This is a genomic window from Micromonospora desertarenae (assembly GCF_056150265.1).
The window spans coordinates 43,895-60,607 of the sequence record NZ_JAXCFQ010000007.1 but is presented as its reverse complement, the minus strand read 5'-3'; the positions used below and the strand labels follow the sequence as shown (position 1 = coordinate 60,607).

The 16,713-nt window shown below is 73.6% G+C and carries 16 protein-coding genes; 4 read left to right on the top strand and 12 right to left on the bottom strand.

Annotation, left to right across the window (positions count from 1 at the left end):
* Position 1: 1 nt before the first annotated feature.
* Complete coding sequence (locus SM577_RS16585) at positions 2-895, bottom strand: TrmH family RNA methyltransferase (protein ID WP_474587436.1); 894 nt, start codon at positions 893-895, stop codon at positions 2-4.
* 88 nt (positions 896-983) lie between these two features.
* Here SM577_RS16585 and SM577_RS16580 point away from each other — a divergent pair, with 88 nt between their 5' ends.
* A complete protein-coding gene (locus SM577_RS16580; protein ID WP_474587435.1) occupies positions 984-2,807 on the top strand; it encodes a thiamine pyrophosphate-requiring protein in 1,824 nt (607 codons plus the stop codon).
* Positions 2,808-2,894: 87 nt separating this feature from the next.
* On the opposite strand, the gene SM577_RS16575 is transcribed toward SM577_RS16580, so the two are convergent.
* The 4 genes from SM577_RS16575 to SM577_RS16560 form a co-directional block, all read right to left on the bottom strand.
* Complete coding sequence (locus SM577_RS16575; RefSeq protein WP_302920334.1) at positions 2,895-3,284, bottom strand: DMT family transporter; 390 nt, start codon at positions 3,282-3,284, stop codon at positions 2,895-2,897.
* 65 nt (positions 3,285-3,349) lie between these two features.
* Complete coding sequence (locus SM577_RS16570; RefSeq protein WP_302920335.1) at positions 3,350-3,670, bottom strand: DMT family transporter; 321 nt, start codon at positions 3,668-3,670, stop codon at positions 3,350-3,352.
* A gap of 175 nt (positions 3,671-3,845) precedes the next feature.
* Positions 3,846-4,253, bottom strand: a complete 408-nt coding sequence (locus tag SM577_RS16565; RefSeq protein ID WP_474587279.1) for a MarR family winged helix-turn-helix transcriptional regulator — start codon at positions 4,251-4,253, stop codon at positions 3,846-3,848.
* Positions 4,254-4,787: 534 nt separating this feature from the next.
* Entirely contained in the window at positions 4,788-5,219 is a 432-nt protein-coding gene (locus tag SM577_RS16560) for a MarR family winged helix-turn-helix transcriptional regulator (protein ID WP_474582364.1), read from the bottom strand.
* Between the two features lie 156 nt (positions 5,220-5,375).
* Here SM577_RS16560 and SM577_RS16555 point away from each other — a divergent pair, with 156 nt between their 5' ends.
* A complete protein-coding gene (locus SM577_RS16555) occupies positions 5,376-5,864 on the top strand; it encodes a GNAT family N-acetyltransferase (protein ID WP_474587278.1) in 489 nt (162 codons plus the stop codon).
* Positions 5,865-5,887: 23 nt separating this feature from the next.
* Here SM577_RS16555 and SM577_RS16550 read toward each other — a convergent pair whose 3' ends face one another.
* From SM577_RS16550 to SM577_RS16535, 4 genes are all read right to left on the bottom strand, one after another.
* Positions 5,888-8,098: a transglycosylase domain-containing protein gene (locus SM577_RS16550; protein WP_474587277.1), complete on the bottom strand. Its 2,211-nt coding sequence runs from the start codon at positions 8,096-8,098 to the stop codon at positions 5,888-5,890.
* Positions 8,099-8,344: 246 nt separating this feature from the next.
* A complete protein-coding gene (locus tag SM577_RS16545) occupies positions 8,345-9,142 on the bottom strand; it encodes a hypothetical protein (RefSeq protein ID WP_474587276.1) in 798 nt (265 codons plus the stop codon).
* Positions 9,143-9,388: 246 nt separating this feature from the next.
* The gene (locus SM577_RS16540; RefSeq protein ID WP_474582366.1) at positions 9,389-10,495 is read right to left on the bottom strand and encodes an SPFH domain-containing protein; all 1,107 of its coding nucleotides are present in this window, start codon (positions 10,493-10,495) and stop codon (positions 9,389-9,391) included.
* Positions 10,496-10,499: 4 nt separating this feature from the next.
* Positions 10,500-10,973 (bottom strand): NfeD family protein, encoded by a 474-nt coding sequence (locus tag SM577_RS16535; protein WP_474582367.1) that lies wholly within the window; start codon positions 10,971-10,973, stop codon positions 10,500-10,502.
* Positions 10,974-11,067: 94 nt separating this feature from the next.
* On the opposite strand from SM577_RS16535, the gene SM577_RS16530 reads away from it, so the two are divergent.
* On the top strand, positions 11,068-12,384 hold the full coding sequence (locus SM577_RS16530; protein WP_474582368.1) for a serine hydrolase domain-containing protein: 1,317 nt from the start codon (positions 11,068-11,070) through the stop codon (positions 12,382-12,384).
* A gap of 377 nt (positions 12,385-12,761) precedes the next feature.
* Here SM577_RS16530 and SM577_RS16525 read toward each other — a convergent pair whose 3' ends face one another.
* Positions 12,762-13,574 carry a DUF3097 domain-containing protein gene (locus SM577_RS16525; RefSeq protein WP_474587275.1) on the bottom strand — a complete coding sequence of 271 codons (813 nt, stop codon included), beginning with the start codon at positions 13,572-13,574 and terminating at the stop codon, positions 12,762-12,764.
* Positions 13,575-13,771: 197 nt separating this feature from the next.
* Between SM577_RS16525 and SM577_RS16520 the strand changes: the two genes are divergently transcribed.
* Positions 13,772-14,566, top strand: coding sequence for a hypothetical protein (locus tag SM577_RS16520; protein WP_474582370.1), 795 nt, complete (start codon positions 13,772-13,774; stop codon positions 14,564-14,566).
* Positions 14,567-14,700: 134 nt separating this feature from the next.
* Here SM577_RS16520 and SM577_RS16515 read toward each other — a convergent pair whose 3' ends face one another.
* Positions 14,701-15,480, bottom strand: coding sequence for an HAD-IIA family hydrolase (locus tag SM577_RS16515; RefSeq protein WP_109898943.1), 780 nt, complete (start codon positions 15,478-15,480; stop codon positions 14,701-14,703).
* Positions 15,481-15,525: 45 nt separating this feature from the next.
* The gene (locus SM577_RS16510) at positions 15,526-16,560 is read right to left on the bottom strand and encodes a ferrochelatase (RefSeq protein ID WP_474587274.1); all 1,035 of its coding nucleotides are present in this window, start codon (positions 16,558-16,560) and stop codon (positions 15,526-15,528) included.
* Between the last annotated feature and the right edge of the window lie 153 nt (positions 16,561-16,713).

Below are 16,713 nucleotides of genomic sequence, written 5' to 3'. Positions count from 1 at the left end.
CTCACCACGGGTCGTCGCGGCCCAGCTCCCAGCAGGCCACCGCGGTGGCGGCGGCGACGTTGAGCGAGTCGACGCCGCGGCGCATCGGGATCACCACCCGCACGTCGCTGGCGTCCATCGCGGCCCGGGTCAGCCCGGCGCCCTCCGCGCCGAGCAGCAGCGCGGCGCGGGCCCGCTGCGCGGCGTCCAGCCGCTGGATCGGCACCGCGTCCGGGGCGGGGGTCATCGCCAGCACCGTGAAGCCGGCCGCGCGGACCTGGCCGAGCGCGTCCGGCCAGGGCTCCAGCCTGGCGTACGGCACCGCGAACACCTCGCCCATGCTGACCCGGACGCTGCGCCGGTAGAGCGGGTCGGCGCAGGACGGTGAGAGCAGCACGGCGTCCACCCCGAGCGCGGCCACCGCCCGGAAGATGGCGCCCAGGTTGGTGTGGTTGTTCACGTCCTCGAGGATCACCGCCCGGCGCGCGTTCGCCAGCACCTCGGCGGCCGACGGCAGCGGCTTGCGCCGGAACGACGCCAGCACCCCGCGGTGCACGTGGAAGCCGGTGGCCCGCTGGAGCACGTCCGGGGTGGCGGCGTAGACCGGGGCGTCCCCGGTGTCCAGGTCGGCGAGCTGGTCCACCCGCTTCGCGTCCACCAGGTACGACCGGGCCGGGTAGCCGGCCCGCAGCGCCCGGCGCAGCACCAGCTCGCCCTCGGCGATGAACAGCCCGTGCGGCGGCTCCCAGCGGGTGCGCAGCTCGACGTCGGTCAGGGCGCGGTAGTCGGCGATCCGGTCGTCGTCGGGGTCGGTGATCTGGTGGACGGGCACCCGCCGATTCTGCCGGACCGGTCCGGCGGGGCCGCCGACCCGTCCGGCGAATGCCGAGCGCTGGTCGTTCTGTCCGGCAAAGATGGGAAATGCCGGGGTAGCGAGGGAACCGAGCGGAGGGACCGGGCAGGTGAGCGCAGAGCACAGCGACGGGTGGCGGGGCGACGGACGGGTGCCGGCCGAGCCGTGGCCGCTGCCCCGGGACGCCACCGTCGCCGACCACCTCGTGCAACGCCTGGCCTGCTGGGGCGTACGCCGTTACTTCGGCTACCCGGGCGACGGCATCAACGGGATGACCTCGGCGCTGCAACGCACCGCCGAGCGGGCGCAGTTCATCCAGGTCCGGCACGAGGAGACCGCCGGCTTCGCCGCGTCGGCGCACGTCAAGTACGGCGGCGGACCGCTGGGCTGCGTCCTGGTGACCAGCGGGCCCGGGGCGATCCACGCGCTCAACGGCCTGTACGACGCCAAGCTGGACCACCAGCCGGTGGTCGCCCTGGTCGGCCACACCGCCCTCACCGCCGAGGGCGGCGGCTACTACCAGGAGGTCGACCTGCTCGCCCTCTACAAGGACGTCGCGGCGGCGTTCCTGGCCCAGCTCGACCACCCCGCGCAGGTCCGTCACCTGGTCGACCGGGCCTGCCGGACGGCCCTGGCCCGCCGCACCGTGACCGCCCTGGTCCTCCCCCTCGACGTGCAGGACAAGCCGGCCGTTCCGGAACCGCCGTACGCGCACGGCTACTACCACACCAGCAGCGTGCCGAGCAGCGGGCCGACCGTGCCGCCGGAGGCCGAGGTACGCCGCGCCGCCGAGGTGCTCGGCGGCGGCGAGCGGGTGGCCATGCTGGTCGGGCAGGGCGCGCTCGGCGCCGAGAACGAGGTACGCGAGGTGGCCCACCGGCTGGGCGCGGGGGTGGCCACCGCGCTGCTGGGGTTCACCGCTGTCGACCACCGGGAGCCCTGGGTCACCGGCGCCATCGGCCTTCTCGGCACCCGGCCGAGCTGGGACATGATGCGCGACTGCGACCGGCTGCTGATCGTCGGCAGCAACATGCCGTACTCGGAGTTCTATCCGCCGCCGGGCAAGGCCCGGGCGGTGCAGATCGACCGGGACGGCACCCAACTGGGGTTGCGCTACCCGACCGAGGTGAACCTGACCGGCGACGCCGCCCCCACCCTGCGGGCGCTGCTGCGCGAACTCGGCCCCGGGCCGGCCCCGACCCGCTGGCGGGAGACGATCGCCGCGTCGACCTCGTCGTGGCGGCAGGCGCAGCGGGACCTGGCCGGGCAGTCCGCCGACCCGGTCAATCCGCAACTGCTGTTCAGCACCCTCAGCGACCGGCTGCCCGACGACGTGCTGCTCGCGGTCGACTGCGGCACCACCACCGCCTGGTACGCCCGGCACGTCCAGGTCCGCCCCGGCATGCTGGCCAGCCTCTCCGGCACGCTGCTCTCCATGGGCGGCGCCATGCCGTACGCGCTGGCGGCCAAGTTCGCCCACCCGGACCGCCCGCTGGTGGCCCTGATCGGCGACGGCGCGATGCAGATGAACGGGGTCAACGAGCTGATCACCGTGGCGAAGTACTGGCGCGGTTGGGCCGACCCGCGGTTCGTGGTGCTGGTGCTGAACAACCGGGACCTCGCCTTCGTCAGCTGGGAGCAGCGCTCCAGCGAGGGAACGCCGATGTTCCCGGACAGCCAGCAGTTGCCCGACATCGGCTACCACCGCTGGGCCGAGGTGCTGGGGCTCGGCGGCGAGCTGGTCGACTCCCCCGACCAGGTGCCGGCCGTCTGGGATCGGGTCCTCTCCGCCGACCGGCCCGTGGTGATCAACGCGCTGGTGGACCCGGCCGAGCTGATGCTCCCACCGCACTTCACCGCCGACCAGGCACGCAAGACGGCGGCGGCGATGCTGCGCGGCGACACCGACTGGGCCGGGATCGTCCGGCGCGGGCTGCCCGCCACGGTCACCGCCTTCCGCCCGCGCCGCGGCTGACCGCCGGGCAGGTCCCGTCCCGGCCGAGGACGTCGGCCCGGACGGGGCCTGCCCGCCGGCTTGAGCCAGCCCGCGCCCGGAGAGGTGTCAGAGACCCGCCGCGGTCTTCTTCACTTCGAACCTGGGGCTGTCAGCGAGCTTGAGCCAGACGACTCCTGCGATGATCACAGCCAGCCAGAACGCCCGGGGCAGCGTGAGTGACTCGTCGAAGAACACCGGGCCGAGGACGGCGGCGCCGACGGCGCCGATGCCCGCCCAGACGGCGTAGCCGATCCCGACGTCGATGTTTCGCAGGGCGACGCTGAGGCAGAAGAGCGTCAGGAGGAAGAACACGGCGGCGGAGATGGACCAGCTCAGGACGGTGAATCCCGCACTGCCTCCGACGCTGAGCGCATAGCCGACCTCGAAGGCCCCGGCCAGGAGAAGCACCAGCCAGGCACCGGCCCTGGTGTTGTGCTTCGCAACCGTCGCAGTCATGGGGTTGGTCCTTTCGTCATGGCGGGAGTGAGGGGAGATCAGGTTGGGTGTGGTCCGATGGTCGGTCACGCTGCCCCAGTCAGCTGCAGCCCGACGACGCCGGCGATGACGACGAGGATGCCGAGGAGCTTCTTCCCGTTCAGGCGCTGCCCGAGGAACAGCGCGCCGACGACGACGATCCCGACGCCGGCGACCGAGGTCCAGAGCGCATAACCGACGCCGACGTCGAACGTCAGGAGCGCCAGACTGAGGAAGAAGGTCGCGATCCCGCCACTGACCAGGGTCGCGACCGTCCACCGCGGGTGGGTGAACCCCTTCGCCTTGCTTGCCGCGAAGGCCACCGCGATCTCGAAGATCACGGCGAAACCCAGGTAGAGCCAGTTCATGGTGTTCCTTTCAGGTCCGTTGACGAGGTAGATGGCTGTGCGTGCGGTCGCGCCCGGGCGAGCGGACGCACATGGAACGGTTCCAACATCCCGGCGAGCGGCTCGGATGAAAGCTGCATGTACATGCATATAAACGAGCCCAGCTTGGGCCTGAGTCGCGCCTCCGGGGCGTTCGCTAGGGGGAGACCAGGTTGCCGATGCCGGCCAGGGCTCGGCCGACCTGGCTCGCGTCGAGCTGCGGATAGTGGGCCGCCACGGCGCCGAGGAGCTCGTGAACCCGCTCCTCGTACGAGTCGCGGACCTGCCGGACCAGGGTCTCCCCCTGCTCGGTGATGACCGCGTAGACGCCACGCCGATCGCCCGGGCAGAGGTCGCGGCGAGCCAGGTCCTTCGCTTCCAAGCGACTCACCAGTCGGGTCACGGAGCTTTGGTTCAGGCCGACCCGCTGGGCAAGGTCGTTGACGCGCAACTCCTTGTCGGCAGCCTGGGCGAGGTGCTCCAGTGCCCGATACTCCGTCAACCCGATGCTGTAGGCATCCATGAGCCACTTGCCCAGGCTCGCGTCCACTGCCGACACGAACATGGCGACCTGGGACCACGCCGAACCGAGGTGGCCCCCAGGTCCAGAACCCGAGCTAAATGAATGCCTGTGCATGCATGTAAATTACCATGATCCTCCGCGGCGTCAAGATTGCGGCCGTCACCCGCCGCGTGACGACCATCGCTCTGACGGACGGCGCGGCGACCGGGCCGGCCGGCGGGCCCGCGCGAGGTGCGCGAGCTTTCCCCGCCGGACCCGGTGTGCTTCCTAGCGGTTTCACCCGGCAGCGCCTGTTCGCCGGCGGGATCGACATCGAGGAGGTGGACGACCGCGCCATGGGACGCGGGTTACCGGACCCTGCCGGAGCTCGACGCCTTCTCCGTCGTCCCCGCCGACGGCGACCCGAGCCGAGGTTGCCGCCGTCCCGGACCGCACGGCTCACCTCGCGCCCACCCGGACCGCCCGCTGGTGGCCCTGATCGGCGACGGCGGCAGATGAACGGGGTCAACCGAACTGATCACCGTGGCCGACCACGGGCCGGCGCCCGGTCCTCCCGGCCTCGTCACACCCGCCCGGTCACGACGACCCGCCGCGCAGCCGGCCAGCGTGCCGGATCTGGTTTTCCAGCGCGTGGCGCAGGAAGCGCTCGACCAGTTCCAGTTCGGCACCGGTGAACCGGCGCAGTTCGGCCCGGGCGTCGTCCACGATCGGACCCCAGATCTCGGTGCTGAGCCGTTCGGCCTGCTCGGTCAGATGGACGAGGACGCGCCGCCGGTCCGCGGCGTCCCGGACCCGCCGAGCCAGTCCGGCGCGCTCCAGCCGGTCGATGGCCGTCGTGGTGGCGCCTCCGGTCAGCCCGGCGGCGACGGCCAGCTCGCTGGCGGTCAACGCCCCGCGCGCACTCAACCGGCTGAGACACCGCAAGTCCGTGCGGTTGATGCCGAGGCGCCGCGCCGCCAGCTCGTCGACGAGATCCGTGGCGTCCTGGAGTTCCTGCACCGCGCTCATCACGCCGCGGATCCTGGTTTCCTTTGACAATCTAATCCTTAGATTATTAAAGTATCTGCCTGTCCGTGCCTATCGACCCAGGAGGCGATCGTGCCAGACGGTCAGATCAATCGGCGCCAGGCAACGACCGACGACACCGCGGTCCTGCTGTCGCTCATGGACTCGGTCCTCGAGTGGCTGGTGGCCCGTGGCCGGCCGGAACAGTGGGGCACGATCCCCTTCTCCCGGCTTCCGGGCTTCCCCGAGCGGCTCGCCGACTGGGTGTCCCAGGGCGTGGTCACCATGGCCGAGCGCGACGGCAGGTGTGTGGGCCTCCTCGCCATGGCACCGACCGTTCCGCAGCGGATCCCCCCGGGGCTGGTTCCCGAGGGGTCGATGTTCGTGTACACCGTCCTGTCGAGTCGCGGCCCGGACGGCCGCGGCGTCGGCAGCACGCTCCTGGCGGAGGCGGAGCGCCGGGCCCGGGCCGGGCGGGCCCCCGCCCTGGCTCTCGACCACTGGGCGGGGAGTCCGGAACTGGCCCGCGTCTACGAACAGCACGGGTACGTCGCGGTGGCCGAGTACGACGACGCGCAGGGCAGCACCCGCAACATCGTCCGGGTGCGCCGCCTCTCGGCCACGGGCTCCGGCGGCCCGGCCAGCTGACCGGGCCGCCGGACGGCCCGCGGTCAGCCTCGGCGGTCGAGCCAGCGGCGCAGGTCGGCCAGCGGGTCGTCGTCGGCGGGGCGCCGCTCGTCGGACGGCTCCCGGACGACCGGGGGCCGCTCGACCGGGCGGCGCGGGTCGCCCACCAGGTCCCGGCTGGGCGCGGTGAACGCCTGCTCCGGCTTGCCGTCCACGGCGGTGGCGATCACCCGGGCGACCGCCTCGATCACCCGTGCCTGCACCGCCGAGCCCACCGAGTCGGTCGGGTCGTCCGGGTTCGCGGCGATGCCGGCGACCGCGACCTGCGGGGTGAACCCGACGAACGTCTCGGTGGCGTTCCGCTCCGAGCTACCGGTCTTCCCGGCCACCGGGCGGCCGTCGAGGATCCGGTTCACCGCGGTGGCCGTACCGCCGTTGCACTGCCCGTACGGCGACTGCTGGCCGACCGGGCAACGCGCGGCGTCGGTGGCGGCCCGGGCCACGCCGGCGTCCAGCACCCGCTTGCAGGAGGGGTCGCCGACCGGCACCCGCTCGCCGTCCGGCGCGGTCACCGAGACCACCGGCAGCGGCGCGCACCAGGTGCCCTCCGCCGCGACCGTGGCGTACGCGTTGGCCAGGTCGAGCGGGGTGGTGGCGGCCACGCCGAGGGTGAACGAACCCCAGTCCTCGGCGTGCTCGCGGGCGAGTTCGGCGTCGGCGTCGGCCCGGAAGGTGATGCCGAGCCGCTGTGCCATCTGCACCACCTTCTCCGGCCCGACCTGCTCGGCCAGCCACACGAAGTAGGTGTTCACCGAACGGCCGAAACCGTCCCACATCATCCGGTAGCCGTCCATCCACTCGGGGTTGGCGTTGGCCGGGCACCACCGGCCGTCGCAGCTCCCCTCACCCTCGGCGGCGTACCGGGTGGGCAGCCGGCTGGGCGCGTCGAAGCCGGTGGCCAGCGGCTTGCCGGCCTCCAGCGCGGCCAGCATGGTGAACAGCTTGAACGTCGAGCCGGCCTGGTAGCCGTCGACGCTGTCGCCGCCGGAGATCAGCGGGTTGACGGTGTTCGGGCGGTTGGCCTGCCCGTCCGGGTTGGCGTCGAGGCTGTAGTGCCGGTTGACCGCCATCGCCAGCACCCGGCCGGTGCCCGGCTCGACCGCGGCGATCGGCACGGCCCGCTTGTTGCCGTACCCGTAGATCCGGGTGGCCTCCCGCTGGGCGGTGGCCTGCACCCGCGGGTCCAGCGAGGTCACCACGGTGTAGCCGCCGCGGCGCAGCGCCTGCTCGCGCTCCTCGACCGTGGCGCCGAACTCGGGCTGGGCCAGCCACCACTGCCGCAGGTAGTCGCAGAAGAAGCCCCAGTCGTCGCGCCCCTGCGCGACCGCGGTGCAGCCGTTCGGCTGCGCGGTCGGGCGCAGGGTGAGCCTCTCGGCCTTGGCCTGCGCCGCCTGCTCGGCGGTGATCGCCCCGGTCTCGACCATCGAGTCGAGCACGTACGCCCGCCGCTCCAGCGCGGCCTCGGCGTCCCCGTCGATCGGGCTGTACGCCTCCGGCGACTGCACCAGGCCGGCGAGCAGGGCTGCCTCGGCGAGGGTGAGGTCGGCCGGGGACTTGGCGAAGTAGCGCTGGCTGGCCGCCGCGACGCCGTACGCCCCGGAACCGAAGTACGCGATGTTCAGGTAGCGGTTGAGGATCTCGTCCTTGCTGAGCTGCTCCTCCAGCGCGCCCGCGTACCGGATCTCCTGGAGCTTGCGCCCGACGGTCTGCTCGGTGGCCGCGGCGCGCTCCTCGGCGGTCCGGCTCGGGTCGGTCTTGAGCACGTTCCGGACGTACTGCATGGTCAGCGTGGAGCCGCCCTGCTCGGTGCCGCCGCCGGAGACGTTCGCCACCAGCGCCCGGAACAGCCCGCGCAGGTCCGCGCCGCCGTGCGAGTAGAACCGCCGGTCCTCGGCCGCCACGATCGCCTGCCGCATCACCGGAGCGATCTCGGAGAGCGGGACGTCGCTGCGGTTCACGTCGTAGAACGTGGTGATCAGCGTCTTGCCGTCGTTGGCGTAGAGGTAGGAGCGCTGCGGCGTCGCCGGGGTGCGCAGCGCCTCCGGCAGCGCGGCGTACGACCCGAGCGCCGCCTTGGCGGCGAACCCGAACAGCAGGTTCCCCGGCAGCGCGGCGACCGCGAGGACGAGACCGGCGAGCACGCCGGCGAGCAGCACGGTGAACAGCCGCGACAGCGGCGAGCGGGGCGGGGCCATGGTCCCCAGAATTACCGCGAATGCCACCAACCGACCACCCCCACTCCCCCTTTGTCAGCCACCTCACCACCCCCTCCCAACCCCCTCCCACCCCCCACCCCCCCGCCCGCACCCGGTTGATCATGAGGTTGGCGGCGAGGTGGATCTCCACGACTGCCGCCAACCTCATGATCACCGCGGCGACGGGGGTGGGTGGGTGGGTGGGGTGGGGTGGGTGGGTGGGGTGGGGTGGGTGGGTGGGGTGGGTTAGGTGGGGAGGGGGCCGGTGGGGCCGGTGGGGGTGGTGGGGGTGGCTAGGCTGGCGGTGGCGGCGTCGCGGGCGATGTCGGCGGGAATGAGGCGGCCGGAGCGGTAGCCGATGCCGATGCCGGCGATCAGCACGAAGATCGCCCCGAAGGTCTGCAACGAGCCGATCAGCGCCCCGCCGAGACCGAGCAGCGGCGCGGCGATCATCAGCATCACCCCGTCACCCATGCTGAACATCCCGGAGCGGGCCACCGACCAGCCGGTGCAGGCCCAGCCGATGCTGTAGCAGGCCGCACCGACCAGCACGAGCGTCCGGGCGGTGGTGCCGAAGACCGGGGTCTGCTCCGCCAGGCCGGCGAAGGGCAGCATGAGCACCGTGCCGGCGATGCTGACCAGCAGCCCGGTGGCGGCCACCCGACGGCTGCGGGTGGCGGCCAGCAGCCCGGTCAGCGCGAGCAGGGCGAGCAGCCCGAGCCAGACCGCGCCCACCCAGCCGAGCAGGTACAGCGGGCGGCCGTCGGCCGGGTACGGGTCGTTGCCCATCCCGCCGTCGCTGGCCATCGCCACCACGCCGTAGAGCACGGCGTACGCGGGCAGCAGCCACACCGCCGCCCGGGCGAAGCGGCGCACCGACCAGGCCCAGCTGGCGTTGGTCGCGGGGCCGGCCGGTCCGGCCTCGCCCACGAAGGGCAGCACGCCGAATCCTCCGCCGGTACGCCGGCTGCCGAGCGGCCCGGTCGGGTCGTGCGCGCCGGGGACCGGGGCCGTGGACCACACCCGCTTCGCCGGGTCCTTCATGCGTCACCTCGCTCATCCGACGAGCGGCGCGGGACGCCCCCCGGTGCCCGCTGCCTGGTCACCGCCCGTCCTCGGACCGATGGTGGCAGCGATCGGAGCCGGCATGAGCGGCTTTCGCGTTATTCCCGGGTCACGCGCGGCCGGCAACCGGCGAAACGCGCCACGGCGTGCCGGATGTCCCGAAACGGCGACGGGTCGCCAGGCGTGCCCCCGGAGGAGCACCCTGGCGACCCGTCGCCGTACCGGTCAGCCGCGCTCGCGCTGGTCGGCCGGGTCGTTGAGCAGACTCGCCGGCGAGACCGGCTCGGGCGCCGGCAGCCCCTGCGGCTTGCCGCCGCTGGCCTGCGCCTCGGCGACCCGTACCTCGTCGTGGATCTGCTGGGCCGCGGCGGCCGCCGCCTGCGCGGCCTCGGCCGCCTCGCGCTCGACCTCGCTCGCCCCGTCGGCGGCCTCCGGCGCCGGCTCGTCGCCGACCATCCGGCTCAGCCCGCCGAGCGCGCCGCCCATGCCCTCTAGGGCCTTGGTCAGCTCCGCCGGCACGATCCAGACCTTGTTCGCGCTGCCGTTGGCGATCTGCGGCAGGGCCTGGAGGTACTGGTAGGCGAGCACCTTCTGGCTCGGGTTGGCCTGGTGGATCGCGTCGAAGACGGTCCGGATCGCCTTGGCCTGGCCCTCGGCCTGGAGGATCCGGGCCTGCCGGTCACCGTCGGCGCGCAGCACCGCCGCCTGCTTCTCACCCTCGGCGGTGAGGATCTGCGACTGCTTGTGGCCCTCCGCGTTGAGGATGGCCGCGCGGCGGTCCCGCTCGGCGCGCATCTGCTTCTCCATCGAGTCGCGGATGCTCGGCGGCGGCTCGATCGCCTTGATCTCCACCCGGGTGACCTTGATGCCCCACCGGCCGGTGGTCTCGTCGAGCACACCCGACAGGTGCCGGTTGATCTCCTCACGGCTGGTCAGCGCCCGCTCCAGGTCGAGCGAGCCGATGACGTTGCGCAGCGTGGTGACGGTGAGCTGCTCGATCGCCTGGAGGAAGTTCGAGATCTCGTACGTGGCCCGGACCGAGTCGACCACCTTGAAGTAGAGGACGGTGTCGATCGAGACCACCAGGTTGTCGGAGGTGATCACCGGCTGGGGCGGGAAGCTGACCACCTGCTCGCGCATGTCGACCTTGGTACGGACCGCGTCGATGAACGGCACCAGGAGGTTGAGCCCCGGGTTGAGCGTGCGCTTGTACTTACCCAGCCGCTCCACCACGTCCTGGCGCTGCTGCGGCACGATCCGCACCGCCTTGGCCAGGGTGACCACCGCGATCAGGGCCACGGCTATCAGCAGGACTGGGAACACGAATTCCATGTACTCACCTTTTCGCGTCGGGTAGCTCGCCGGAAGAAGAAACGTCGTCCCGCCAGACCAGGGCGGTCACACCCCGGACCTGGATCACCTGCACCCGTTCACCGGGGTCGAAGACCTGGCCCGCGTCGTACGAGCGGGCGCTCCACAGCTCGCCGTCGATCTTGACGAGGCCGCTGTCGGCGTCGACCCGCTCCAGCACCAGCGCGCTGCTGCCCTCGATCGCCTCGACCCCGAACGGCTGCTCGCCGCTGGCCAGCGCGGAGCGCTGGTGCCGGCGCAGGGTCGGCCGGACGGCCAGCACGGTCAGCGCCGACACCCCGGCGAAGACGATCGCCTGCACACCCACCGGCGCGCCCAGCGCCGCGGCACCCGCCGCGGCGAAGGCGCCGGCCGCGAACATGATCAGGAAGAGCGTCGTCGTGAAGATCTCGGCGACGGCCAATACCACACCCAGCACGATCCACAGCACGGCGTCCACCCTTAGATCGTGACACGGAAATGCACGCGCGACCTCTTCGCCATGATCAGTAAGCTCGACGGCACCCGCACCGCCGGTCGTACGAGGAGACGCCGTGGCCCTGCTGCCCGAGACCGCCCGCAAGGTCGACGAACTGGTCGCCGCGGCACAGTCCGCCGGCCGCCCGCCCTCGCTGGTGATCGGGGTGGTGCGCGACGGCGCGCTGGCCCACCTCGCCGCCGCCGGCGAGCACCCCCGCCCGGACGCCGACCTGCAGTACCGGATCGGCTCGATCAGCAAGACGATGACCGCCACCCTGGTGATGCAGGAGCGCGACGCCGGCCGGCTGCGGCTGGACGACCCGCTGGCGGAGCACCTCCCCGGCACGGCGGTCGGCTCGCTCACCCTGCGCCAGCTGCTCGGGCACGCCAGCGGCCTGCAGCGCGAACCCGACGGACCGTGGTGGGAGCGCGCCGAGGGCGTCGACCTGGCCACCCTGCTGCGCGGGGTCACCGCTGACAAGATCGCCTACCCGCCGCACCGCTGGTACCACTACTCCAACCTGGCGTACGGGCTGCTCGGCGGGGTGCTGGAGCGGATCACCGGCACCCCCTGGGCCGAGCTGCTGCGGCAACGGATCCTGGAGCCGCTGGGCATGCGCCGCACCACGTACGCGGCGACCGAGCCGTTCGCCCGCGGCTACGTGGTGCACCCGTGGCACGACACGCTGCGGGAGGAGCCGCGTACCGACACCCGGGCGATGGCGCCGGCCGGGCAGCTCTGGTCCACCGTCGAGGACCTGGCCCGCTGGGCCGCCTTCCTCGCCGACCCCGATCCCCGGGTGCTGGCCGCCGAGACGCTGACCGAGATGTGCGCGCCGGTGGTGATCAGCGACCTCGACTCGTGGAGCGGCGGGCACGGCCTCGGGCTGGAGCTCTACCGGGAGGGCGAGCGGGTGTACGTCGGGCACGGCGGCTCGATGCCCGGCTACGTGGCCGCCCTGGCCGTGCACCGCCCGTCCCGCACCGCCGTGGTCGGCTTCGCCAACTCGTACGGCTTCCGCAGCGGCGGGATCGGCTCGCTCGGGCAGCGGGTGCTCACCACCGTGCTGGACGCCGAGCCGGCGCTCCCGCGGCCCTGGCAGCCGACCGCCGCCGCCCCGCCGGCCGGGGTCGCGGAGCTGACCGGCCGCTGGTGGTGGATGGGGGTCACCCTCGACCTGAGCTGGGACGCGGCCACCGGTGAGCTGGTCGCCCACGTACGCGGCGAGCGGGTGAGCCGGTTCGCCCCGGCGGGGACCGACCGCTGGCGCGGCCGTTCCGGCCCCGAGAACGGCGAGATCCTCGCCGTGCTCCGCGACGACACGGGCCGGGTGGCGGCCCTCGACATCGCCACCTTCCTCTTCACCCCCACCCCCGACCAGGAACCCTGACCCGCGCCCGGACCCAGGACCAGCACGGGGGCGCGGCCAAGATCACGCAACATCCCGGATGCAGTGCCCTCGCAAGCCACCCGATGCCACTACACCCAGGATCGAGCACGATCCTGAGCACGCAGACGGAGGGCGGGAGGCGGGAAGCCCGACCAACGGACGGCAAGGTCACCCGATAGGCAGGGGTGGCGCCGCACCGCACGGGCGGGGGCCGCAGCCGACGGGCCGGGGGCCGCCGTGCCCGGCGGAGGGATCAAGCCTGACCGCCCGGAGCCGGGCACGGCGGCCCCCGGCCCTGAGCCCAGCCACCCACCCAGGCCCGACAACCGAGACGGCGCCCCGACCCTGAACGCCCGCCATCCAGCCGGCGCGCCCGCTCAGGCGGGTTCGGTGACGAAGTCGATGAGGCGTTCCATCGCGTTGATCAGCGGCGTCTCGACGTCGGCGAAGCTGTCGACCCGGGACAGGATGTGCCGCCACATCTCCGCCGGCTCGGCCACCCCGAGCGCCGCGCAGACGCCCTCCTTCCACGGCCGCCCCGGCGGCACCACCGGCCACGCCGCGATGCCCAGCGCCTTCGGCTTCACCGCCTGCCACACGTCCACGTACGGGTGCCCGGTGACCAGCACGTGCGGGGAGGTCACCTGCGCCACGATCCGGCTCTCCTTGGAGCCGGGCACCAGGTGGTCGACCAGCACGCCGAGCCGCCGGCCGGGGCCGGGGGCGAACGCGCGCACCTCGGCGTCGAGCGCGTCGATGCCGTCCAGCGGCTCCACCACCACGCCCTCGATCCGCAGGTCGTCGCCCCAGATCCGCTCCACCAGGGCGGCGTCGTGGATGCCCTCCACCCAGATCCGGCTGGCCTTGGCGACCTGGGCGCGTACCCCGTCGACGGCGATCGACCCGGAGGCGGTGCGGCGCCGCGCGGCCGGGACCGGGGCGCGGGCGGGCCGGCGCAACGTCACCGGCTGGCCGTCGAGCAGGAAGGCGGCCGGCAGCAGCGGGAAGTTGCGCCGGCGTCCGTGCCGGTCCTCCAGCACCACGGCACCGGACTCGAAGCCGACCACCGCGCCGCAGAACCCGGATTCGGCGTCCTCGACCACCAGGTCCGGCTCCGCGTCCACCTCGGGGGTGACCTTCCGCCGCCGCCAGTCCCCCGCCAGCACGTCGTCCGCATACCGCCCAGCCATGCCGATCAAGCTAACCGCCCACCGGCGCCCCCGCACCCGACACGCCGACGGCCGGCGGCCGGCCGGGGCGGTCGCGGCGGCCGGCAAACCCGGCAGAAATCGACGTTCCGCCCACCACGATGCCATGATCGACGGCAGAAGGAACGGTCGGAGCGGCAGTCGAGACAGGGGCGGCGGAGACCACGTACCCTTTCGGCATGTCCACCCCCGCAGCGGGTGCGGCCACACTCGCGCCGCGCCGGTCGAGCCGGTTCGTCGCCTGGGTGCGCGCGTGGCGCGCCGGGCTGGTCCCCTTCGACGAGGTCGCCGACGCGATCGCCGGCGCCGAGGAACACCTCGTCGCGGACGCGCCCGGCACCTGGACCGACGTGTCGCTGCGCGACGCGCTGCCCACCCTGGCCAAGCTCTCGCCGGACGAGATCCGGCTGGTGCTGCCCGCGCCGGGCGACCCGCGCGGGCTGCCCGGGCCGGGCGACTTCGCCGGCGCGGCGCTGCTCGCCGGCGAGGCGGTGGTCGCCGGTGGCCTCGGGTTGATCCCGGAGGTGCGCACGCACACCTCCGGCTCCGGCGACACCTTCGAGACGGTGCTCTGGCGGGTCTACCCGCTGCCGGCGAACGCGCCGGCGGCCTCGCTGGCGCTGCCCGGGGCGGCCGAGGCCGAGGCGGAACTGGCCGCCGCGCTGGCCGAGACGACCGCCGCGCTGACCCGGCTCGACGTGGCGCAGTGGCGGCCCGAGCTGGCCGGGGCGCTGGAGGCGCTGCGCCGGCCGGACGGCACCACCGACCTGCCGCCCGGGTTCGACCCGCGGGCCCGCCGGCTCTTCGCCCGGGCCGCCGTGCTCGACCGGGTGCTCGCCCTGGCCGGGCACGCCGCGCCGGGCGGCGCGATCAACAACTACGAGGCGCAGCAGCGCGACGCCGCGCTGCGCCCGCTCACCGCGGCCTGCCGGCAGGCGCTGGTGGCCGCCTGCAACGCCCCGCTGCGCCCCTGACGGGAGGCACGCCGATGGTCGAGACCGCGCTCACCTGGATCCTGGCCGCGATCGAGGCGTCCTTCGCATGCTGGGTGGTCACCACGCTGCTCCGCCAGTACGGGCGGCGCGGGCGCTGACCGCCCGGCTGCCGGTCAGACCTCGTCGAGCAGGTCGGCGACGGAGTCGACGATCCGCGACGGCCGGTACGGGTAGCGCTCCGCCTCGGCGCGGGTGCTGATCCCGGTGAGCACCAGGATGGTCTCCAGCCCCGCCTCCAGGCCGCAGAGGATGTCGGTGTCCATCCGGTCGCCGATCATCGCCGTGGACTCGGAGTGCGCGTCGATGGTGTTCAGCGCGGAGCGCATCATCATCGGGTTCGGCTTGCCGACGAAGTACGGCTCCACCCCGGTCGCCTTCGAGATCATCGCGGCGACCGAGCCGGCGGCCGGCAGCGCCCCCTCCACCGACGGGCCGGTGGCGTCCGGGTTGGTGCAGATGAACCGGGCGCCGTCGTTGATCAGCCGGATCGCCTTGGTGATCGCCTCGAAGCTGTAGGTCCGGGTCTCCCCCAGCACCACGTAGTCCGGCGCGAAGTCGGAGAGCACGTAGCCGACCGCGTGCAGCGCGGTGGTCAGCCCGGCCTCCCCGATCACGTACGCGGTGCCGCCCGGCCGCTGGTCGGCCAGGAACTGCGCGGTGGCCAGGGCGGACGACCAGATCGCCTCCTCCGGCACGTCGAGCCCCATCCGGCCGAGCCGGGCCCGCAGGTCGCGCGGGGTGTAGATGGAGTTGTTGGTGAGTACCAGGAAGGGCTTGCCGGAGGCCCGGAGCTTCTTGACGAACTCCGGCGCGCCGGGCACCGGCTGCCCCTCGTGCACGAGCACGCCGTCCATGTCGGTCAGCCAGCTCTCCACGGTCCTGCGCTCATGCATGGTGTCTCGTCCCAGGGGTCGTCGGGGCGGATCGTCCGCCGGAGGTCAGGAGGGGCGGCGGGTGGGCACGCAGCACACCGTCGGGCAGGTGTCCCACATCGGCAGCTCGCCGAGGCGGCGGCGCCGGGTGATCCCGTCCGGCTCGATCCGCTCCAGGACCAGTTCGCGCACCATCGCCACGAACCGGGGATCGATGCCGGGGGTGCCGGCCCGGACGAAGTCCAGGCCGTGCTGCTTGGCCGTCTGGCGCGCCTCGGTGTCCAGGTCCCACACCACCTCCAGGTGGTCGGAGACGAAGCCGATCGGGCTGACCACCACCGCGGTGGTGTCGCCGGCGGCGGCCAGCGCGGCGAGGTGGTCGTTGACGTCCGGCTCCAGCCACGGCACCTGCGGCGGGCCGGATCGGCTCTGCCAGACCAGATCCCAGGGCAGGTCCGGGGCGGCCGCCGCGTGCACCAGCCGGGCCACCTCGTGCAGCTGTGCCTCGTACCGGCCGCCGTGCGGGCCGGCGTTGGCGGCCATCGAGGTCGGCACGGAGTGGGCGGTGAAGACCAGCCGGGTGCCGGCCCGCTCGGCCGGGTCGAGCTGGGCCAGGGCCGCCCGCACGGCGTCGACGTGCGGCTCGACGAAGCCGGGGTGGTCCCAGAACTGGCGCAGCTTGTCGATCAGCGGGGCGTCCGGGCCGACCGCGGCGCGGGCCGCGGCGATGTCGTCCTGGTACTGCCGGCAGGACGAGTAGCCGCCGAACGCGCTGGTGACGAAGGCGAGCGCCCGGGTCACCCCGTCGTCGCGCATCTGCGTGACGGTGTCCGCGAGCATCGGGTGCCAGTTGCGGTTGCCCCAGTAGACCGGCAGGTCGAGGCCGTGGGCGGCGAAGTCGGCCCGGATCGCGGCGAGCAGGTCCCGGCTCTGCTGGTTGATCGGGGAGACCCCGCCGAAGTGCTGGTAGTGCTCGGCGACCTCGGCCAGCCGCTCCGGCGGCACGCCCCGCCCCCGGGTCACGTTCTGCAGGAACGGCATCACGTCCTCCGGCCGCTCCGGGCCGCCGAAGGACACCAGCACCACCGCGTCGTACGCCATGGGCCCATTCTTCCCCGCCGCCGGAGTCGGGCCGGCGACGCCCCCGGAATGCGTGAGCCGGGCGACCCGGCGGCGGGCGGGGGCCCCCCGGGCCCCGGGCGCCCGCCGCGGCGGCAGAGGCGGCCCGGGGGGGGGGTGGCCCCGCGGCCGGGC

Excerpts from the sequence above, each read along its gene's own strand:
- SM577_RS16540 (WP_474582366.1), bottom strand. The coding sequence starts at position 10,495 with ATGGAATTCGTGTTCCCAGTCCTGCTGATAGCCGTGGCCCTGATCGCG.
- SM577_RS16550 (WP_474587277.1), bottom strand. The coding sequence starts at position 8,098 with ATGGCCCCGCCCCGCTCGCCGCTGTCGCGGCTGTTCACCGTGCTGCTC.
- SM577_RS16520 (WP_474582370.1), top strand. The coding sequence starts at position 13,772 with ATGTCCACCCCCGCAGCGGGTGCGGCCACACTCGCGCCGCGCCGGTCG.
- SM577_RS16545 (WP_474587276.1), bottom strand. The coding sequence starts at position 9,142 with ATGAAGGACCCGGCGAAGCGGGTGTGGTCCACGGCCCCGGTCCCCGGC.
- SM577_RS16565 (WP_474587279.1), bottom strand. The coding sequence starts at position 4,253 with ATGTTCGTGTCGGCAGTGGACGCGAGCCTGGGCAAGTGGCTCATGGAT.
- SM577_RS16560 (WP_474582364.1), bottom strand. The coding sequence starts at position 5,219 with ATGAGCGCGGTGCAGGAACTCCAGGACGCCACGGATCTCGTCGACGAG.
- SM577_RS16515 (WP_109898943.1), bottom strand. The coding sequence starts at position 15,480 with ATGCATGAGCGCAGGACCGTGGAGAGCTGGCTGACCGACATGGACGGC.
- SM577_RS16575 (WP_302920334.1), bottom strand. The coding sequence starts at position 3,284 with ATGACTGCGACGGTTGCGAAGCACAACACCAGGGCCGGTGCCTGGCTG.
- SM577_RS16570 (WP_302920335.1), bottom strand. The coding sequence starts at position 3,670 with ATGAACTGGCTCTACCTGGGTTTCGCCGTGATCTTCGAGATCGCGGTG.
- SM577_RS16555 (WP_474587278.1), top strand. The coding sequence starts at position 5,376 with ATGGACTCGGTCCTCGAGTGGCTGGTGGCCCGTGGCCGGCCGGAACAG.
- SM577_RS16525 (WP_474587275.1), bottom strand. The coding sequence starts at position 13,574 with ATGGCTGGGCGGTATGCGGACGACGTGCTGGCGGGGGACTGGCGGCGG.
- SM577_RS16510 (WP_474587274.1), bottom strand. The coding sequence starts at position 16,560 with ATGGCGTACGACGCGGTGGTGCTGGTGTCCTTCGGCGGCCCGGAGCGG.